Annotated in this window: 18 protein-coding genes; 14 read left to right on the top strand and 4 right to left on the bottom strand. The window is 69.9% G+C overall.

Annotated features, from left to right (window positions below):
• Positions 1-39: 39 nt before the first annotated feature.
• The 10 genes from ACFSKW_RS18135 to ACFSKW_RS18090 all read left to right on the top strand — a co-directional run bounded on the left by ACFSKW_RS18135 (position 40) and on the right by ACFSKW_RS18090 (position 10,983).
• The gene (locus ACFSKW_RS18135) at positions 40-996 is read left to right on the top strand and encodes an alpha/beta hydrolase (protein ID WP_379573434.1); all 957 of its coding nucleotides are present in this window, start codon (positions 40-42) and stop codon (positions 994-996) included.
• Positions 997-1,171: 175 nt separating this feature from the next.
• On the top strand, positions 1,172-1,756 hold the full coding sequence (locus tag ACFSKW_RS18130) for an isochorismatase family protein (RefSeq protein WP_379573433.1): 585 nt from the start codon (positions 1,172-1,174) through the stop codon (positions 1,754-1,756).
• A 133-nt stretch (positions 1,757-1,889) separates the two neighbouring features.
• A complete protein-coding gene (locus ACFSKW_RS18125) occupies positions 1,890-4,859 on the top strand; it encodes a helix-turn-helix transcriptional regulator (protein ID WP_379573432.1) in 2,970 nt (989 codons plus the stop codon).
• Positions 4,860-4,992: 133 nt separating this feature from the next.
• Positions 4,993-5,988: an alpha/beta hydrolase gene (locus tag ACFSKW_RS18120; protein ID WP_379573431.1), complete on the top strand. Its 996-nt coding sequence runs from the start codon at positions 4,993-4,995 to the stop codon at positions 5,986-5,988.
• A gap of 165 nt (positions 5,989-6,153) precedes the next feature.
• On the top strand, positions 6,154-7,113 hold the full coding sequence (locus ACFSKW_RS18115) for an alpha/beta hydrolase (RefSeq protein ID WP_379573430.1): 960 nt from the start codon (positions 6,154-6,156) through the stop codon (positions 7,111-7,113).
• Positions 7,110-7,820: an alpha/beta fold hydrolase gene (locus tag ACFSKW_RS18110; protein ID WP_379573429.1), complete on the top strand. Its 711-nt coding sequence runs from the start codon at positions 7,110-7,112 to the stop codon at positions 7,818-7,820. The genes ACFSKW_RS18115 and ACFSKW_RS18110 overlap by 4 nt, the downstream gene beginning before the upstream one ends.
• Positions 7,821-7,889: 69 nt before the next feature.
• Positions 7,890-8,663 (top strand): alpha/beta hydrolase, encoded by a 774-nt coding sequence (locus tag ACFSKW_RS18105; RefSeq protein WP_379573428.1) that lies wholly within the window; start codon positions 7,890-7,892, stop codon positions 8,661-8,663.
• A 339-nt stretch (positions 8,664-9,002) separates the two neighbouring features.
• The gene (locus ACFSKW_RS18100; RefSeq protein ID WP_379573427.1) at positions 9,003-9,746 is read left to right on the top strand and encodes an aspartate/glutamate racemase family protein; all 744 of its coding nucleotides are present in this window, start codon (positions 9,003-9,005) and stop codon (positions 9,744-9,746) included.
• A gap of 78 nt (positions 9,747-9,824) precedes the next feature.
• Complete coding sequence (locus ACFSKW_RS18095) at positions 9,825-10,049, top strand: FAD-dependent oxidoreductase (RefSeq protein WP_379573426.1); 225 nt, start codon at positions 9,825-9,827, stop codon at positions 10,047-10,049.
• Entirely contained in the window at positions 9,988-10,983 is a 996-nt protein-coding gene (locus ACFSKW_RS18090) for an NAD(P)/FAD-dependent oxidoreductase (protein WP_379573425.1), read from the top strand. Before ACFSKW_RS18095 ends, ACFSKW_RS18090 begins: the two co-directional genes overlap by 62 nt.
• A 67-nt stretch (positions 10,984-11,050) precedes the next feature.
• On the opposite strand, the gene ACFSKW_RS18085 is transcribed toward ACFSKW_RS18090, so the two are convergent.
• Positions 11,051-12,103 (bottom strand): MBL fold metallo-hydrolase, encoded by a 1,053-nt coding sequence (locus ACFSKW_RS18085; protein WP_379573424.1) that lies wholly within the window; start codon positions 12,101-12,103, stop codon positions 11,051-11,053.
• 340 nt (positions 12,104-12,443) lie between these two features.
• Here ACFSKW_RS18085 and ACFSKW_RS18080 point away from each other — a divergent pair, with 340 nt between their 5' ends.
• From ACFSKW_RS18080 to ACFSKW_RS18070, 3 genes are read left to right on the top strand one after another with little or no spacing between them, the layout of a single operon-like run.
• A complete protein-coding gene (locus ACFSKW_RS18080) occupies positions 12,444-13,268 on the top strand; it encodes an alpha/beta fold hydrolase (protein ID WP_379573423.1) in 825 nt (274 codons plus the stop codon).
• Positions 13,269-13,285: 17 nt separating this feature from the next.
• Positions 13,286-13,456, top strand: a complete 171-nt coding sequence (locus ACFSKW_RS18075; RefSeq protein ID WP_379573422.1) for a nuclear transport factor 2-like protein — start codon at positions 13,286-13,288, stop codon at positions 13,454-13,456.
• Positions 13,457-13,486: 30 nt separating this feature from the next.
• Positions 13,487-13,711 (top strand): nuclear transport factor 2 family protein, encoded by a 225-nt coding sequence (locus ACFSKW_RS18070; protein WP_379573421.1) that lies wholly within the window; start codon positions 13,487-13,489, stop codon positions 13,709-13,711.
• A gap of 17 nt (positions 13,712-13,728) precedes the next feature.
• On the opposite strand, the gene ACFSKW_RS18065 is transcribed toward ACFSKW_RS18070, so the two are convergent.
• The gene (locus tag ACFSKW_RS18065; protein WP_379573420.1) at positions 13,729-15,762 is read right to left on the bottom strand and encodes an ATP-binding protein; all 2,034 of its coding nucleotides are present in this window, start codon (positions 15,760-15,762) and stop codon (positions 13,729-13,731) included.
• Positions 15,763-16,013: 251 nt separating this feature from the next.
• Here ACFSKW_RS18065 and ACFSKW_RS18060 point away from each other — a divergent pair, with 251 nt between their 5' ends.
• Positions 16,014-16,934 carry an SGNH/GDSL hydrolase family protein gene (locus ACFSKW_RS18060; protein ID WP_379573419.1) on the top strand — a complete coding sequence of 307 codons (921 nt, stop codon included), beginning with the start codon at positions 16,014-16,016 and terminating at the stop codon, positions 16,932-16,934.
• A gap of 128 nt (positions 16,935-17,062) precedes the next feature.
• Here the strand turns inward: ACFSKW_RS18060 and ACFSKW_RS18055 are convergent, their stop codons facing one another.
• Entirely contained in the window at positions 17,063-18,442 is a 1,380-nt protein-coding gene (locus tag ACFSKW_RS18055; RefSeq protein WP_379573418.1) for a UDP-N-acetylmuramoyl-tripeptide--D-alanyl-D-alanine ligase, read from the bottom strand.
• Positions 18,439-19,395, bottom strand: coding sequence for a D-alanine--D-alanine ligase family protein (locus tag ACFSKW_RS18050; RefSeq protein ID WP_379573417.1), 957 nt, complete (start codon positions 19,393-19,395; stop codon positions 18,439-18,441). The genes ACFSKW_RS18055 and ACFSKW_RS18050 overlap by 4 nt, the downstream gene beginning before the upstream one ends.
• Positions 19,396-19,442 lie beyond the last annotated feature (47 nt).

Here is a 19,442-nt window from a genome sequence, read left to right as displayed (position 1 = left end):
CCTCACCCTCATCCGACACATCCAAGACGGAGTACTGTCATGCCTTTCGCTCTTGATCCCCAGGTTGCCGATGCCCTTGCGCCGATCGCCGCGGCGATGGCCGGCAGCACGCCCCCGCCGGTCGGGGACGTCGCCGGCCGCCGCGCCGCGCTGGAAGGGCTCATCGCCCACGCCGACACGGCCCAGCCGAGGCCTGCCGACGTCACGATCACCGACCACCACCTGCTCGCCTCCGACGGCGAGAAGATCCTGCTGCGCTGGTACACCAAGCAGGGCGCGCCCAGCGAGCCCGGACCGGCGGCCGTCTACTTCCACGGCGGCGGCATGATCCTCGGCCACGTCGGGCTGTTCGACGGCGCTATCTCCCGCTACGTCTCCGCCAGCGGCACCCCGATCCTCTCGGTGGACTACCGGCTCGCTCCCGAGCACCCGCACCCGACCCCGGTCGAGGACGCCTACGCCGGCCTCGTATGGCTGCACGAGAACGCCGCCGTACTCGGCGTCGATCCGGCCCGCATCGCGGTCTTCGGCGACAGCGCCGGCGGTGGGATCGCCGCGGCGGTCTCGATCCTGGCGCGAGATCGGCAGGGGCCCGCGATCGCCCAGCAGATACTGGTCATGCCGATGCTCGACGACCGCACCCTCACCCCCGACCCGCAGCTGGCGCCGTACGCGCTGTGGTCCTGGGACGACAACCGCACCGGCTGGGGCGCGCTGCTGGGCGACGCCATCGCCGGCCCCGACGTGCCGGCCCACGCCGCACCCGCACGGGTGGCCGATCCGGCCGGACTGCCCCCGGCCTATATCGAGGTCGGCCAGCTGGACATCTTCCGCGACGAGGACCTCACCTACGCCCTGCGGCTCAGCCAGGCCGGCGTCCCGGTCGAGTTCCACCTTCACCCGGGCGTGCCGCATGAGTTCGAGAGCATCGCCTTCACCTCCGACGTGGCCAAGCGTGTCATGGCCGACCGGATCCGGGTCCTCTCCTCGCTCTGACGGAATGCGCCGGTGCCAACGGCGGGGCCGCCCGACCGGCCCCTGCCGGTGGCACACCGGCGGAGCCGTCCCCGCCGGAGGACCTGGCACAGGTGCACGGAATGACCTCTGGCCAGTCACATACACCTATGTCGCTGGCCATCTCTCCATCGATCACATCGCAAGGAAACGCACCATGACAACCACCCTTTTCACCCCGGACGACGCCGCGATCCTGCTGATCGACCACCAGGTCGGCACCATGCGATGGGCTGCCTCGACCCCGTTCGAGGAGCTCAAGACCCGGGCGCTGGCCCTGGCGCGCGGCGCCAAGGCCCTGGAGATGCCGCTGGTGCTGACCTCCTCGCTGGAGGAGCAGGCTCAGGGCCCGCTGCTGTCGGACTTCGCCGACGTCGCCCCCGAGGAGTATGCCGGCCGCATCCGCCGCCAGGGCACCGTCGACGCTCTCCAGGACCCCGCGTTCGCCGCGGCGGTAGAGGCCACCCGCCGGCGCAATCTCATCGTCGCCGGCGTCACCAACGACGTCTGCACCGTCTACCCGGTGCTCACCGCCCTGCGGCAGGGCTACCGCGTCCAGGTGGTCGCCGACGCCGGCGCGTCCATCACCAAGGATGCCGATGACATCGCCCTGCGCCGCATGGAACGCGCCGGCGCCGACATCACCTCCACCAACCAGGTCCTGGCGGAACTCGCCGCCGACTGGGCTTCACCTTCCGGCCAGAAGGTCCTGCCCATCATGTTCGACCTCATCCCGGCCTGAACCCAAACCGGCATCCGACCCGCCCGACATCGACCAACGGCCGGCCGCACGCATCGGTCCACCGCCCAGGCGTTTGGCCACCTCGATCAGAGACCAGCCATGAGCGACGCCATCGGATGCTCCCGGGTGGCCGATGCCATGTGTGAGCGGCATGGGAGGATGCGTTACCGCTCCGGCGCTGTGGCCTGCCTGGCCGAGTAGTCGCCGGCCTCAGGACAGTGATGCGACGGGAGAGGAGGCATGCCGTGAACGAACTGACCGGTTGTGCCCCTTGCGCCTGGTCCACCAGTTCCTCCGGAGCAGGCATCGTAGAGACGGCGGGCACAGCGCCACGCGTTGGGCCGAGCCGGCTATGACACTGGTCGGTCGGCGGTCCGAGGTCCGTCGCATCCTGGACGTCATCGAGGCGGAGCGCGGCGAATCGCGGATGCTGATCCTGCTTGGCGAGGCCGGCGCGGGCAAGACGAGGTTGGTGGCTGCCGTCGCCGACCATGCGCGTGGCAGCGGAAGAGTCGTACTGACGTGTCAAGGCAGCGAAGCGGAATCGCAGCAGTCCTTCGCGTCCTTGCACCAGTTGCTTCTTCCTGTCCTGCCGGAGGTCGGCACTCTTGCCGAGCATCTGCGGGGGGCGCTGGAGAGCGCGGTGGGCATCGCTCCGGTGGGCGGGCAGCTTGATCCGATGCTGCTGCGGGTGGCCGTCCTGACGTTGCTGACAGGCGTCTCCCGGCGGCGGCCCGTCCTGCTGGTCGTGGACGACGTCCAGCACTGCGACCGCGACTCTCTCGACGTCCTCGGCTTCGTGGCCCGCCGTATCGCGGCGGAGGACGTTTCGGTGCTGCTGACTTCGCGTGGGCAGACGCCTCCGGACGGTGTCGCAGGGGACCTGCCCACGCTGCTGCTGGGGCCATTGAGCGAGCAGGCCGCGGCCGAGCTGGTGGACGCTCAACCGCACCCGCCCACCGGCCGTACGCGGATCGATGTGCTCCTGCAAGCCGGCGGAAACCCGCTGGCCATCATCGAGCTGTGCCGGGCGGCCAAGATGGGTGGCACGAGAGCGCTGCCCGGTGGTGGGCTGCCTCAGACGGAGCGCATCCAGCAGATGTACGCAGCGCGTCTGCACGGCCTGCCGGAGATCACCCGGCGGCTGATCCTGTACGCGGCGGCGTCGGAGTACGAAGACCTCGCCACGATCATGGCCGCCGCCGGCGCGGGGCCGGATATCGCGGTATGGGCTCCCGCCGAGGCCGCCGGCCTGGTCACCGTCGCGGACGGGCGAGTCGCCTTCCGGCATCCGCTGGCACGGGCGGGCTCGTATCACGGGGCCCCGGCCTACCTCCGGCAGCGGGCGCATCGCAACCTCGCGGCCGTTCTGACGGCGGATCCGGCCCGCCGGGCCTGGCATCTGGCCGCCGCGTGCCTCGGCCGCGACGAGTCGGTGGCGGCGGCCCTGGAGGACACCGCGGAGCTCGCCGAGCGGCGTGGCGGGTTCTTCGCGGCGGCGCGGGCGCTGGAGCGGTCGGCGGAGTGCAGTCTCGCCGCCGGGGACCGGGCACGCCGGTACGCCAAGGCGCTCAGGGCCGCCAACAACGCCGGCGACCCATCGTGGGTGCGCGAGCTGTACGACAAGGTCACGGCGCTGACTCATGATCCGGACGTGCTGGGCCTGGCGGCGTGCGGCGCCGGCATGGCCCTGTCGTTGTTCGGCCACCAGCGGGAGTCGTTCAAGGTGCTGCTCGAAGCGCTGGAGCCGAAGCCCCCGAAGCATGGTACGACGGCGCTCGCCCTGACCGCCGTGCTCCAGGGAGTCGCGTTCCAGTCGGGGCTGCCCGAGGTCAGGGAGCGGATAGCGGGCCTGCTCGACCGGATCGAGACCGGGGGCGGCGACACGCCCTACGCGGAGCTGGGGACCATCGCGGCCTTCGACGCGGTCCGGGCCTCCACCCTGGCCGGGGCCGAGCCGACGAACGCCCCCGAGCTGTTGCGGCGGACCTTGCGGCCGAATCCGCCGGAGCCGCTGGTCGGCGTCGCGCAGATGAACCGGTTGAGCGCCGTTGGCTGCATCGCCTGGGCGGCCGACGAGTCCGAGCTGTGCGTGGAGTCCCTCCGGCAGGCGTACGCCATGTTCCGCACGTACGGCTCCATGGGCGTTGCCGCTCCTACGCTGGCGTTGACGGGTTCGGCGCTGATCGACACCGGGCGGTGGGCGGAGGCCGACGACCTGCTGGAGGAGGCCGGGACGCTCGCGGCCGTCCACAAGCTGCGGCACCTGGAGATCGACGTCGAGGCGCTGCGGGTGACCCTCCAAGCCCTGCGCGGTCAGCCCGTCGTCATGCCGGCCGACCCGGCTTGGACGGCCGTCGGCCTGGAGGAGAACCGGGCCACACACGCGCGCTTGCTGCACGCCGCCGGCATCGCCGCCGTGTCGGCGGGCGACTTCGACGGCGCGTTTCGCCAGTTCCGGCTGCTGTTCGACGAGGACGGCGCACCTTTGCACTACTTCCTGTCGCACCGGTCGGTCGCCGACCTCGCCGCGGCCGCCCAGCGGACGGGCCAGGGGGAAGAGGCGGCCCGCATCGTGGCGGCGGTGCGCACCGCGTTGGGCCCGCGGCCGACGACCCGGATGACGCTGCTGCTTCACCACGCCGCCGCACTTATCGGCGACCCGAAGGACGCCGAGCACCACTTCCGGCTCGCCACGGTGAACCCGGCGGGCGAGGAGTGGCCGCTGGCCCGGGCCCAGGCGAGGCTGCACTACGCCCAGTGGCTGCGCAGGCGGCGGCGCCCGCTGGACGCCCGCCCGCTCCTGGCCACGGCGCTGGAGTCGTTCAACCGGCTCGGCGCGATCGGCCTGGCCGAGGAGGCACGAGGTGAGCTGCGGGCGAGCGGCGTCGCCGGCTCTCCCGCACCGGCCGATGCGCTGGCGGGGCTGACCGCCCAGCAGCGCCAGATCGTACGGCTGGCAGCACAGGGACTGCGCAACCGGGAGATCGCCGAGCAGCTCATGCTCTCGCCCCGCACGGTCAGCTACCACCTCTACAACGTGTATCCGAAACTCGGTGTGACCAGCCGCAACCAGCTCCGCGCTCTGCTGGGCGATCTGTGACCGCCACGTCGAGCCCTCTGGAGGACGCTCCTTCCGGCCCTCGCGGATCGAGAGCGGAGACGAGGATGCTCGCCGCAACGGCCGGTGCGCCGCTGCTCGATGATCCCTTCGACGACTGGAAAGGTGAGGCCGCGTGAGTTTCGAGCCCGTCACGGGCGCAGGAGGGCCCGACCGCTGTGCGGTCGTCCTCGATCCCGTCGTTCAGCGGTTCGTCGAGGCCTCGGCCGCACCGCCCTACCTGCACCAGCTCGGCCCGGTCGACGGCCGGCAGGCGCTCCTGGAGATCCAGGGCCACGCGCACGACGACTTCGATGTGGACGCCGAGTACGCCGTGGCGCCGGTGGGCCCGTCCGGGCTCGTCGGCTTCTGGATCTTCCGGCCTCCACGGACGGCCGGTCCTCTACCCATGGTCGTGTACCTGCACGGCGGCCGCTGGATGCTCGGCGACGCGCGGACGCACGCGCGCATGATCTGTGAGCTCGCAGCCGCCAGCGGCGCCGCTTTCGTGGTCCCCGAGTACACCCGCACCCCGGAGGCCCGCTACCCGGTCGCGCTCGAAGAGTCCTACGCGGTGCTGACATGGCTGGTCGAGCAGGCGTCGGGCCTGGGCCTGGATGGCCGGAGGGTGGCGGTGGCCGGCGACTGTGCCGGTGCGACCATGGCGACGGCGCTCACCATGATGGCCAAGCAGCGCGGTGGCCCCCGCATCCGCGCGCAGCTGCTCTACTATCCGACGACCGCCCCGCACTGCGACACCGCCTCCCGGAAGCAGTTCGCATCCGGCTACCTCCTGACGCGCGCGGCTGTGGAATGGTACTGGCAGCAGTACACCGACGACGGCGATGAGCTCGCCGAACCCACTGCCTCGCCGCTGCGGGCCACCACGGCGGACCTGTCGGGGCTGCCTCCCGCCCTGGTCGTATCGGCGGAGGCGGACGTCGTGCGGGACGAGGGCGAGCAGTACGCCCGCCTGTTGCGGCGGGCGGGCGTACCGGTGACCTGCGTGCGCTACCTGGGGACGGTCCACGACTTCGCGTCCCTCAATCCGCTGCGCGACAGCCCGCCCACCGTGGCCGCGCTCAGGCAGGGCGGCAGCTTTCTCAAAGCCGCCCTGGCCGACCGGCGCTGACACCGACAGGCCGTCTCCCCGCCCGCGGAGGAGATAGGTCCCCTCTCTTCAGGATGCAGCCGGCGACAGACCAGTCAATTTACTGATGTGTCCGGAAAGGCAGGTTTGCCAGCCTGAGGTGCGTGAGGCCGCAGCGGCACGTCATGCACAGGGAAAGAGGCCAGGATGTCCACTGTCAAACCGGTTCTCGAAAGGGCCGCGCAGGCCTTCGCCGAGGCCACCGCCAACCCGCCCTTCCTCTTCGACCTCGATCCCGCCGACGGCCGCAAGGCCGTGGACGAGGCTCAGACGCCCGAGATCGAGGTGCCGGGCACCAGCAAGGAGATTCTCACGGTCGCCGACGGACTGACGGTGAGCGTGTTCCGGCCGGCGGGCGTGAGCGGCCCCCTGCCGGTGATCATCTATGTGCACGGGGCGGGCTGGGTGTTCGGCAACGACCACACCCACGGCCGTCTTGCCCGCGAGCTGGCCCGCGGCGTGGGCGCGGCGGTGGTGTTCGTCAACTACAGCGCTTCGCCCGAGGCCCGCTACCCGGTCGCGATCGAACAAATCCACACCGCCGCCCGCTGGGTGGTCGAGCACAGCGCCGCCCATGGCCTGGACGCCTCCCGCCTGGCGGTCGCGGGCGATTCGGTCGGCGGGAACATGGCCATCGCGCTGACGTTGATGGCCAAGGAGCGTGGCGGGATCGCGCTGGCGGCGCAGGTGTTGTTCTATCCGGTGACCGACGCCGCCTTCGAGACCGGCTCCTACCACGAGTTCGCCGAAGGGTATTTTCTGCGGCGCGACGGCATGCAGTGGTTCTGGGACCAGTACACCACCGATCCCGCCGAGCGTGCGCAGATCACCGCCTCGCCGCTGCGGGCGAGCCTGGAGGAGCTGGCAGGGCTGCCGCCGGCGCTGGTCATCACCGCCGAAGCCGACGTACTGCGCGACGAGGGTGAGGCGTACGCGAGCAAGCTGCGGGCGGCCGGGGTCGCGGTCACCGCTGTGCGCTACCAGGGTGTCATCCACGACTTCGTGATGCTCAACGCCCTGCGCGGCACCCACGCCGCCGAAAGGGCCATCCGCCAGGCCGTCGACTTCCTGTCCACCGCGCTGAAGACCCTCAAGGAGGGATCATGACCACGTCGCCTACCGTCGTTCTCGTCCATGGGGCTTTCGCCGAGTCGGCCAGCTGGAACGGCGTCATCACCAGGCTGCGTGAGCATGATCTGAGCGTGATCGCCGCCGCCAACCCGCTGCGCAGCCTGTCGGGTGACGCCGACGTCGTCGCGGGCCTGGTGGCCTCGATCGACGGCCCGGTCGTCCTGGTCGGCCATTCCTACGGCGGCCAGGTGATCTCGGGTGCCGTCCGTGGCGACGACCGGGTCAAGGCGCTGGTGTTCGTGGCCGCGTTCGCCCCCGAGGAAGGCGAGAGCATCGCCGAGCTAAGCGGCCGCTTTCCCGGCAGCACACTCGGCGAGACCCTGAACGCGGTCGCGCTGCCCGACAGCAGCACCGATCTGTACATCCGTCAGGAGCGCTACCACCAGCAGTTCGCCGCCGACCTGCCGCCAGAGCGCGCCGCATTGGACGCCGTCACCCAGCGGCCGTTGAACGACCGGGCCCTGCAGGACAAGTCCGGTGCACCGGCCTGGCGGCATCTGCCGTCCTGGTTCGTCTATCCCGAGCTCGACTTCAACATCCCGCTTGCCGCCCACCGGTTCATGGCGGAACGGGCCGGCGCCCGCGAGCAGGTAGAGATCCCCGGCGCCTCGCACGCGTTGCCCGCCTCCCAGCCCGCCGCCGTCGCCGATGTCATCCTCAAGGCCGTCAAAGCCGTGGCATGACGCGGCACACCCGCGACTCGCCCCCGCAAGACCGCCATCTCCCGGCGACAACCTCGAAGGAAAACCGTCATGTCTCGTTCCTCCCCCACCCGCTCGGTCGTTCGCACCCTCGCCACCATGGCCATCGCTCCGATCGTGGTCGGCTCGCTGCTGACCGCCACCGCGGCGAGCAGCAGTGCCGCCGCCTCGCAGCACGACGAGACATCCAAGGCCAAGCCAACCATCGTCCTTGTCCACGGCGCCTTCGCCGACGCCTCCAGCTGGTCCGACGTCATCCGGCGCCTGCAACGCGACGGCTATCGCGTCATCGCCACCGCCAACCCCCTGCGCGGACTGAGCAGCGACGCCGCCTACCTGCGTAGCGTCCTGGACACTGTGGACGGGCCCGTGGTCCTGGTCGGCCACTCCTATGGCGGCTCGGTCATCAGCCAGGCCGCCGCCGCCGACCCGGACGTCAAGGCGCTGGTCTACATCGCCGCGTTCATCCCCGACGCCGGCGAGAGCGCCGCCGAACTGGCCGGCAAGTACCCCGGCAGCACCCTGGGCGAAACCCTGAGCAAGGCCTCCTACCCCCTGCCCGACGGCGGCACCGGCACCGAGCTGACCATCAACCAGGACAGGTTCCGCAAGCAGTTCGCCGCCGACGTGCCTGCCACGACCGCCGCGATCATGGCAGCCACCCAGCGGCCGGTCTCCACCCTCGCCCTGGAGGAGAAGGCCACGAAGGCCGCCTGGAAAGACATCCGCTCCTACGCCCTGATCGCCGGCAAGGACTACAACATCCCGCCCAGGGCCCAGCGGTGGATGGCCAAGCGCGCCCGCTCCCACACCGTCACCATCTAGCGCGCCTCACACGCGATCTCTGTCTCCGAACCCGCAGCCGTCACCGACCTCATCCGCCGCGCCGCCGGCGACATCCGCTGACACACCTCGGCCTCACCGGCCACGGCCGGTACCCGCTCACCGAAGGCGGCCTCCTACCGGAGGCCGCCTTCGGCCGTTCTCTCTGACGCCACGCGGCCGGGCCGTCCCCCTCGCCGGTACGGCGCTCGCGTCGGCGCCGTCAGCAGGGGATCGCAGAGCCCTTTTTCCCTGGCCAGGGACGACTGGGCAGTTTTCGGCCTGTGAAATGAGCATGCAGTCCACCTAGCCTGCCACCACGAGGTAACGAAACGGAGTCTCATGCGTACTATCGGTCTTATCGGCGGGCTGAGCTGGGAATCGACCGTCATCTACTACCAGATCATCAACCAGCGGGTACGGGAGCGCCTGGGCGGCAGCCACTCCGCGAACAGCCTTATCTGGTCGGTCGACTACACCACGGTCGAAGATCTCATCTTCGCCGACCGCTGGGACGAGGTGAGCACGCTGCTCGTTGACGCCGGGCGGAAACTGGAGGATCTCGGTGCTGACGTCCTGCTCATTTGCAGCAACACCTTCAACCGCGTGGCTGATCAGGTAGCGAGGACCTCGAGTGTTCCCCTGCTCCACATCGTGGACGCCGTAGGCGCCGAAGTCCGCTCCGAGGGCATGCGCAAGGTCGGCCTGCTGGGAACCCGTTTCACCATGGAAGAGCCCTTCTATCGGGACCGGCTGGCCGCGCAGGGCTTTGAGGTAGTCGTCCCGGAGCGCGAGCAGCGCGAGCTGATCCATCGTGTGATCTTCGATGAGCTGGTGCGCGGAGTTCTGAAGGAATCATCCAGGAATGCCTATGCACAGATCATCTCCGATCTCGCCGACGACGGCGCCGAAGGCGTCGTCCTCGGCTGCACGGAAATCGAGCTCCTGATCGATGAAAGGTACAGTTGCATCCCGATGTTCCCGAGCGCGCGGCTGCACGCGGAAGCAGCGGCCGACTTCGCCCTCGCTCCGGAGTCGGCGCATCGCCTCATGGCAGCCGGGAGCCCATCGGACCGGAGCACATGAGCAGTCGCCGCGCATGGGCAGAAGGTGGACATCATCCGGCCTGGTGAACGGACGGCCCTCGGGCCGACCGTAAGCGGTATGACCATGAACGTGATCGTTATCGGAGCCGGGCCGGCCGGCCTGGCCACCGCAATGCTTCTCGCCGGACGGGGCCACCAGGTCACCGTGCTCGAACGCGACCCCGCAGAACCACTCTCGACGGGCCCGCAGTCATGGGAGTCCTGGGAACGACCATGCCGGAGTGGAGACCCGCGACGGGGAGGTTCTCCACGCCGACCTGGTCGTGAACGCGAGCGGCCGTAACTCGCAATTCTCCAGGATGTTCGCCGAGCTCGGCCCGATCCGCGACACCAAGGAGCGAGCCGAGGCGGGGTTCGTCTACTACGCCCGGCACTACCGTGACAGCGGCAACGGGTTGCCTGAGGCCACGCGCTGGCCGCTCATCCACCAGGAGACCGTCACCGCCGGCACCCTGCCTGGCGACAACGGCACCTGGTCCCTGATCCTCGTGGCCTCAAGCCGCGACCAGGACCTGCGGGCCTTGCGGGAGGTGGACGCGTGGGACCGCGCCATCGAACTGTTCCCCGAGTACGCCCACTGGGCACGACATGGCGAGCCGCTCACCGGCGTACAAGTCATGTCGGCCGGCCAGACCAGGCGGCGGGACTTGGTCGCCGACGGGCTGCCGGTGGTGACAGGCCTGCTCGCCGTGGGCGACGCCTGGGCGACGACGAACACCACCTTCGGGCTGGGGCTGTCGATGAGCCTGGTACAGGGCGCCCTGCTGCGGGACGCGATCGACACCGTGGACGTGGTGGATCACGTCAAGCTGGGCCTCGCCTTCGCCGAGTCGCTGGAGACCACGGCCGCACCCTACTACCGGGCGCTGGCCGACTGGGACACGCACCGGCTCGCCGAGATCGACTCCGTGCTCAAGGGCGAGCGGTACGAGAGCGCCGACCCGGCCTGGCTGGTCATCAGGGCGCTGGACGCGGCCAAGATGTCCCACCCCGACCTGGTGCGGGCCCTCGCGGACGTAGGCTCGATGCTCGAGCCCCGCCGAGCACGCCCTGGCCAGACCCGGCCTCATCGACCTGATCATGAGCCTGGGCGCCGACGCCTCCCGCTATCCCGCCCCCGGACTGTTCCGCCGCGAACTGCAGGCCGCCATCGGCTGACGGTCCGCGCCACCACCGGTTCGACGCCGAACTGGATCCGGCGTCCGGACGCCGGCTGATCGCGACGAAAGGGCGCCCTGCCGCTCCATGCAACGGCGGGGCGCCCTTTTTCGTCAAGGCTTGGCCCTAGACAGACGTCGGCAGCGGGCCGCCGTTCCAGGTCATCGTGTCGCCGAAAGCGGCGAGGAGATCCACCTCGCCGCCGACGGCCTCGGCGTAGGCGCGATGGAGGTTGAGCACCAGGCGTTCGGCGTCCCCCCATCCCGCGAACTCACCGAGGTCGGCTTCCTGAGCGGCTGCCAGCGGTGTGAGCCCGTTCTCGCGCCCCTTTCGGGCGACCTCGAGCACGAAGCGGTAGTAACGCTCGTGAACGGCCAAGATCTCCGGCAGATCGCTCGCGGCCGCGAGAGGCCCATGCCCCGGTACGACGTGCTCGGCCTCGAAGTCCGCCAGCCAATCCAGCGACTTCAGCGCCCCTTCCACCGACCCCATCAGCAGCAGCGGTGTGAGGCCGTTGAACACCAGGTCGCCGGTGTACAGCACACGCTCTTCAGGAAGCCTGACCACCACGTCCCCTGCCGTGTGCGCTGCATGGCCAAGGTGCCGCAGCTCGATGCGGCGCTTGCCGGCGAAGAGGGTCAACTCGGACTGAAACCCCACGGACGGGACGCGGCGCGTCACGTTCCCCCAATCGGGCACCGGCGTCCAGATCGGCGGGCACCCGTCGATGAGGGGGTCGGCCAGCAGCGCGTCCCGCATCGCCGCATGCCCGAAGATCACCGTCTGGTCCGGCAGCAAGCTGTTTCCGTATGAATGATCCCCATGCTGGTGCGTGTTCACCGCCATCCGCACGGGGGCATCGCCGGTCGCCTCGGCGACCGCCGTCAGGAATCGGCGGGTACGCTGCTCAGTCGCGCACGTGTCGACGATCAGAACGCCGTCGCCGCCCGCCACGGCTCCGGCGTTGTTCACCCACCAGGTGCCGTCCGGCTGCACCCAGGCGAACACCCCCGCGCTGACCTCGTGCAACCTCGCCGTGTCAACCTGCTTCTCCACGATCAAAACTCCCTTCTCCAGCCATGCCGGCCCATCCTCGGGTTCGGCGCTGTTGATTTCACAGACCGATCCATGGCCGATCAGTGCTCCACAACGGCTCCTTGGTGCTTCCGAGCGCGCCATGTCGACCACTGACCCGCAGACCGACCACGCTGCGCTTTTCGGCCGCGTCGCGCCCAGAATGAGCCATCCGGTAGTTCATGTTGCAGGCCGTTTCCCGGCCGATTCCCGTCCGGCAGCACCGCGTCGCCAGGGTCAGACCGGCCATGCCGTCCTCGCAGACCGCCCCACGAACGCCGCCTGGCGACGAGCCCGCCGCAGCGCACAGGACCCCGCCGTCCCAGGCGATCAGTCAGACGGAATGTGGACAGGGAACGGTCTGGGGAATGGCAGGACGATGGCGCCACGGTGGGGTCTCGTTCGCGCCCGCGTCTTGAAGGAGTCACGTGTCCGGGAGTGTGTCATGCGTGTAGAGGTCAACGGAATCGGTCTCGAGGTTCAAGTCAGCGGGGAGGGCGCGGCAGTGCTGCTCGTGCACGGCTACCCGGACACCCACGCGCTCTGGCGCCACCAGGCGGCCGCGCTCAACGCCGCCGGCTACCGTACGATCGCCCCCGACCTGCGCGGCTTCGGCGCCTCCGACAAGCCGCAGGACGTGGACAGCTACGACCTGGCCCTGCACGTCGGCGACCTGCTGGGCATCCTCGACCACTTCGAGGTACGGCAAGCGCACCTGGTCGGCCATGATTGGGGAGCCACGCTCGCGCAACTGACCGCCATAGCCGCGCCCGCCAGGTTCACCAGCCTCACCTGCCTGTCCGTCGGCCATCCCGGTGCCGTGGGGTCCGCCGGCCTGGAACAGCGGGAGAAGTCCTGGTACTTCCTGCTGTTCCACTTCGCGGGAATCGCCGAGGAGTGGCTGAGCCGGGACGACTTCGCGAACATGCGGGACTGGCTGTCCACCCACCCCGAACCCGACGAGGTCATCGACCTCATGCGCGATCCCCGAGCACTGACCGCGGGACTGGCGATCTACCGCAAGGGGGTTCCGCCCGAAATGGTGCTCGGCAGGCCTGACGACATCCCACCCCTTCCCGTACCCACCATGGGCGTGTGGAGCGACGGCGACCGCTATCTCACCGAACAGTCCATGACCGGCACAGCCGAGCACGTCACCGGCTCGTGGCGTTACGAGAGCCTGGACGGCATCGGACACTGGATGCCGCTCGAAGCACCCGAAGCCGTCAACAAGCTGCTGCTCGACTTCCTCTCGTTCGCTGACCAGTGAACACCCAGGAGCCGTACATGATGGAAACCGGGACGAAGACCCTCACCCCGACCGAATCGACCAACCGCCGAACCGTCGCCGAGATCTACTCGTCGCTGGCCACCGGCAACATGGAGGCGTTCGCGGAGCGCCTGGCGCCGGACATCAAGTGGACTGTGGTCGCCGGCGCCGAGACCGGTGGCACCTGATACGGTCCGCAGCACGTCCTCCACAAGGCGTTGGCACCGATCGCCGCGGACTGGGCCGACTTCGAGGTCACCCCGTTCGAGCTCACTCCTGCCGGCGACAAGCTGTTCGTCGTGGGCGAGTACAGGGGCGTGCACCGGGCCAGCGGCAAGGTGGGGCAGGCCAGGTTCATCCATGTCTGGCATCTGCGGGATGGGATCGCGCAGCGGTTCGAGACCGTCTCGGACACCCACGCTCTGTGGCGTGCCACGCTGTAGCCCGCGCGGGTTCGTCCTCAGCCCTGGTTCGTTCCGTAGAGTTCGCGGTGCCAGAGGCCTTCGCAGATGCGGTCGATGCCGGTGAACAGATGGCGGCGGTAGGTGGTGAAGGGCAGATCGAGGCGTTCCGCGGCGGCTTCCTGGGTGGGTGCGCCCCGGCGGTAGGTGACGTCGACGGCTCGCTGGAACTTGGTCGCGCGCGGGTCTTGACCCAGGTCGTCGATGGCTTGTTCGAGGAGCTGGCGCAGAGCTTTGGCGGGGTCGAGGTCGGGGTGTTCGGCGACGAGCCTACTGCGGGTGAGGGGGCTGGCGGCCAGCTCGGCGGGCCGGGACAGGTTGCGCAGGGCCTTGCGGACGGCGTCGGTGAACTCTGATTGTGACAGCACCTCCAGCTCGGGTGTCTGGGCGGCGGAAACGTCTTGCGCGCCGGTCAGCAGCAGCCGGTTCAGCCACGCCTGAACGGGTACCGCCCGCCAGTCGTGGGCGAACAGGGCGTACTCCGTGTCTCCCAGCCACGCGTGCTCTCCGATGTCGTGCATGTCGTAGTGCCGGAGGTAGTCACGCATGGGGCTCTCACTCGGCATGGCCATGAAGGACCAGGCCATGCGGTCGGCCCGCAGGCAATACCCGATGGCCCGCCATTGGATCAGGTCCATCACCGGCGACATGCCGCGGTACCGCTCGCACACCCAGGTCCGGCCGACCGCCAGGTGCTCGCCCGGCCGCAGCGGTGCGATGGCGCGGGCGTTCGCCCAGGCCGTCGCGGTGATCGGGTCTGCCGCCGTCTCCTCGTCACGGGGCTTGTCGAGGCGAACCCAGGAGCAGAAGCCCACCAGCTCGCCGGTCTCCGTACGCCGGTAGAGGCGGAACGCCCCGGGCTGGCGGCTGGCCCAGAAGGCGACGCCGGCCGCCGACTCCTCGCCATCCGCCTCGGCGGCCAGCCGCACCAGAGCTTCGGTGTCCTCGGGCCGGAAGGCGTCCTCGTAGACCTCTCCCTCTCCGCGCCAGCTGTGGAACTCCGCCGTCGATCCGATGTCGCGGTGCAGGAAGAACAGCGAGCCGACGGCCGCCAGCACATCGGAGTCGGCCGCGGTGGGAATCTGGGCGGCCAGGTGGGCGTGGATGCGATAGTGCATGTCGGCGTACCCCTGCGGGTCGCGCCAGCGCAGGTCGGCTTCGAGCACCTCCCGTACGACGTCGTGCGGGAACAGGCCGAGACTGCTGGATTCGACGAACGGCAGCCGCCGCAGCCAGGCGAACAAGGACGCGGCGTCCTCCGGCACGACCGCACGCAGCAGGTCTTCGGTGGTCACGTAGGCGTGCGCGCAGACTTCCAGGGCGTGCCGGTGCGCAGCGCTGGGCACGTCGCCGACGAGTTGGTCGAGCAGGGTGGCGACCACGTCCTGCGTGGGTATCCAGCGGGAGCTCGCCTCGCGGTCCTTGATCGCGACCGCCGCGCCCAGCGACAGGGCGAGGGGATGGCCGCCCGCGAAGGCGAGCAGCGGCCCACGCAACTCGGCGGCCACGCCGCGGGCGTCCAGCAGCGCCGCGGCGTCCGCCAGCCCGAGGTCACGCAGCGATATGACCTCCAGCGCGCCCGCCCAGCCGGGGTCGGCCCGCCACAACATGTCCGGAGGGTTCCGGCCGGCCACCACGACCGTCGCATCGACCGGCACGCGGGGCAGGAACCGCTCGCGCAGCCAGCCCTCCAGCCCCTGGATGCGCTCGAAGGTGTCGATCAGCAGCACCGCGCGCTCGTCGCGCAGCACCGATCCGGCCTCGGCCTCGAACGCCGCCGGAGTCGGCTCGAGCGTGCGCCCGTCCAGCACCGTCACCGGCCGTCCGGCGGTCGCCGCCTCCTCTGCGAAGCGCCGCACCAGCGCCGACTTCCCGACCCCACCGGGACCGTGTACATACAGGACACTGCCGCCACCGCGCAGCGCCGAGCCGAAGGCGCTGAGCTCCTCTTCCCGTCCGACGAAGGCCCGCTCCCGCGCGGCCTGCAGCCGCCGCCCCAGTAACGCGACGTTCTGATCATCCCCCGAAGGCATGGGGATAACTGTAGCTTTCCGGACGCTCTGATTCGGCGGTTTGCCACCCGTGCCAAAGACCGCGGGTGTCCCTCCGCATGAGCACCGAATGGACATGAAACGCACTGGTAGATGAGCAGTCCGCTCCGCGAAGGTGCTGCAGGAAATCCCGGCCTGCCACCGTCGCGGATCGCCGCCGGCCCGGCCTGACGGCCTGGCACCGGGCGGTGGCGGGTCATGACCGCTGCATCACCTTCACCCCTGGAGACTTCATGTTCCGCTATGCCCGCTTTCGACCCGTTCAGCGCGCGACCGTGGTGACTACCGCTGTGCTCGGCGCCTGCGCAACGCTCGTCACCGCGGGCGGGGGAACCGCCGCAGCTGCCGGAACCAGCGCGAGCAGCTCGATCGCCGCGCGGTACGTCGCACTCGGCGATTCCTACGCCTCCGGATACGGCATCGACGGTGTGGAGAACGCGGCATGCGACCGTTCCACGAGCAGCTACCCGTCCATCGTGCGCAGCACGTACAAGTCGCAGAGTTTCAGGAGCGTCGCGTGCAGCGGCGCCACCACGCGTAGCATCTGGAACGCGCAAGGCAGCCAGGCTCCCCAGATCAAGGCGCTCAAGCCGGACACCAGTCTGGTCACGCTGACCCTCGGCGGCAATGACATCGGCTTTACGCAGCTCGTCGTCACCTGCGCTTCTCTCATGCAATCACAGCCGAACGGCGACCCCTGCCGCCAGAACTTCCAGAAAGGCGGCGAAGATCAGATCCTCGCCCGCATCGACGCTTTGAAGCCGCGGATCGCCTCCGTGCTGACCGACATCAAGAGGAAGAGCCCCAAGGCCACGGTCGCGCTGGTCGGCTATCCCTCGCTGCTGCCGGACAGCGGCGAGAGCTGCCGCTCGACGCAGGTGCCCTTCGCCGACGGTGACTTCGGCTACCTGCGCAACATCACCAAGAGGCTCAACAGCGCGCTTCGCGAGCAGGCCGCCAAGGTCGGCGCCGTTTACGTCGACACCTATACGCCGACCATCGGCTACGACATGTGCCGGGCGCAGGGGCGCGTGATCGAGCCGCTGTTCACCGCCGATGGCCGCGTCGCCCCAGCCGCGGCCCACCCGAACCTCGGGGGCACTCTCAGCATGGCGGCCATCATCAAGGAGAAGCTGGACACGCTCGGCCGCTGATCATCCCCCAGGAGCCACCGGAGGTCGCACAGGCGGCCGTCGCCTCCGCAGGCGGTGGCCGCTTCCTCGTGTCCGGCTGCCCTGGCAGGTCACTGCATACGCTCTCTCTGTGCCGCTGACCGCGTCGGTCAGGCCCTGGCCAGTTCGTGCGCGCAGGCGCCGAGCCCGATCTCGCTGGAGGCCTTGACCAGTACCACGTCCCCCGGTTCGAGAAGCCCGGCGGCCAGGCGGACGGCCCCGGCGACGTCCTCAGCGAGGTGGACGGTGACGCCCAGGTTCGCGGACTGCGCCTCCTGCGCCATCGCGACCGGATCCCCCGAGCCGACCGCGATCAACACGTTGATCCCGAGCTCGGCCACGAGCCGGCCCACCTGCGCGTGCCGGGTGCGCGAGGTGTCCCCCTGCTGCCCCATCGCGCCGAGCACGGCCATGGAACGGCGGGCGCCGGCCAGCGCCGTCAACGTGCGCAGCCCGGCGCGCATGGACTCGGGGTTGGCGTTGTAGGCGTCGTTGACGATGGTGACGCCATCAGGTCGTTCGAGGATCTCCAAGCGGCCCGCGGAGCGACGCCTGGCCGCGTTCAGCCCGTCGGCGACCTCGTCGGCGGACAGGCCGAGCGTCGTGGCCACGGCGGCGGCGGCCAGGGCGTTGCTCACCTGGTGCTCGCCGATGAGGTCGAGCTCGACGCGGGCCCGGCCGGAGGGTGTGACCAGCTCGAACGAGGGCCGTGCCCCGTCGTGCATTCGCACGTCGGCGGCACGTACGTGCGCTCCTGCCGACCTGCCGTACAGGGTGACCTGCGCTCGGGTGCGGCCGACCATGCCCACGACGTACGGGTCGTCGGCGTTGAGCAGCGCGAATCCGTCGGTGGGCAGCGCCTCGACCAGTTCGCCCTTCGCGGCGGCCACGTCGGCCAGCCCGCCTCCCATTCTCACCACGTGGGCGGCGCCGACGTTGAGCACGACGCCCACGCGCGGCGGCGCAAGCTCGGTGAGGTACGTCAGATCGCCCTTGCGTCCGGCACCCATCTCCAGCACCAGGTACCGGGTCGTGGCATCGGCGCGCAGCACGGTGAGCGGCAGCCCGATCTCGTTGTTGAACGACTTGTCCGTGGCGATCGTCGGCGCGTGCCGTTCGAGCACCTGGGCCAGCAGGTCCTTGGTCGTGGTCTTGCCGACGGAACCCGTCAGGCCGATCACGGCCGGGCTGATGTGGCCGAGCATGTACCTGGCCAGCAGGCCGAGCGCAGGCTGGACGTCGGGAACCACGAGGGCGGGCACGCCGACGGGCCGGGAGGCCAGCACGGCCACGGCGCCGTCGGCGACGGCCTTGGCCGCGTAGTCGTGACCGTCGACCCGCGCGCCCACCGTCGCGACGAACAAGCCGCCCGGCACGACGTCGCGGGAGTCGACTGCCGAGGGCGCCGTCACCAGCGCCTCCGGGTGGCGGACGTCGCTCAGGTCGGCACCGAGAACCTGCGCGATCTCACTCAGCCTCATGGGGATCATGAGCCACTCCTCGTGAACGCCAGGTCGATGAGGCGTCGTAGTAGGTCGGGATACGGAACGCCGCTGGCCGCCCAAGCCTTGGCGTAGACGGAACGGGAGGTGAAGCCGGGCATGGTGTTGATCTCCAGCACATACAGGCTTCCCGCTTCCTCCTCGTACAGGAAGTCGACGCGGGACAGTCCGTAACCGTCGATCACGCGGAAAGCACGCAGTGCCAGCTCGCGCACGTCCTCGGCCACCCGCTCGGGCAGCGCGGCGGGGATCGTGGCGATGTTGCCCTGGCTGAGGTATTTGGCCTCGTAGTCGAGCCACTCGCCACTCATGTGGAGCTCGCCGGGCACCGACGCCTCTGGGGCGTCGTAGCCGCCGAGGACGCCGCAGATGAGCTCACGCGCGTTCACGCCCTGCTCGACGATGACGACCCGGTCGTAGGTGAACGCCAGCTCGATGCCCGCGCGCAACTCCGCCATGGAGGTGACACGCGAGACGCCGATAGAGGAACCCATGTTGGCTGGTTTGACGTACATCGGCCACTCGAGCGACTTCACCAGGTTCCAGGGGTCGGTTGTGGCACCCCATTCGTGCTTGGTGAACCACACGTACGGGGTGACGGGAATGTCCTCGGCCAGGAACGCGCGTCGCATCGCGACCTTGTCCATGGCCACGGCCGAGGCGAGAACGCCGCAGCCCACGTACGGGATGCCCAATGTCTCCAGGTGTCCCTGCAGGACTCCGTCCTCGCCGAACGGCCCGTGCAGGACGGGGAAGGCCACGTCGAACAGGTCTCGGCCCAGCTCCAGCGGCCACCTGCCCTGCCTGTCGATGATGAGGGCGGTGGGCTCGTACAGCTCCCTCGGCAGGGCGTGGAGCACCGCCTGCGCCGACTGGAGCGACACCTCGTGCTCGGCGGACGGCCCTCCCGCCAGCACGGCCACGCGCAGGCGTTCAGTCACGATCGATCAGCCTTTCCAACGTTGAGCCCGCCGCTGTCCGCGACGGA

Origin of the sequence: Nonomuraea mangrovi, from assembly GCF_042681425.1 — a bacterium.
GTDB lineage: Bacteria > Actinomycetota > Actinomycetes > Streptosporangiales > Streptosporangiaceae > Nonomuraea > Nonomuraea mangrovi.
Note: the sequence above shows the minus strand (reverse complement) of the source record. Positions and strands in the feature narration are given on the sequence as shown.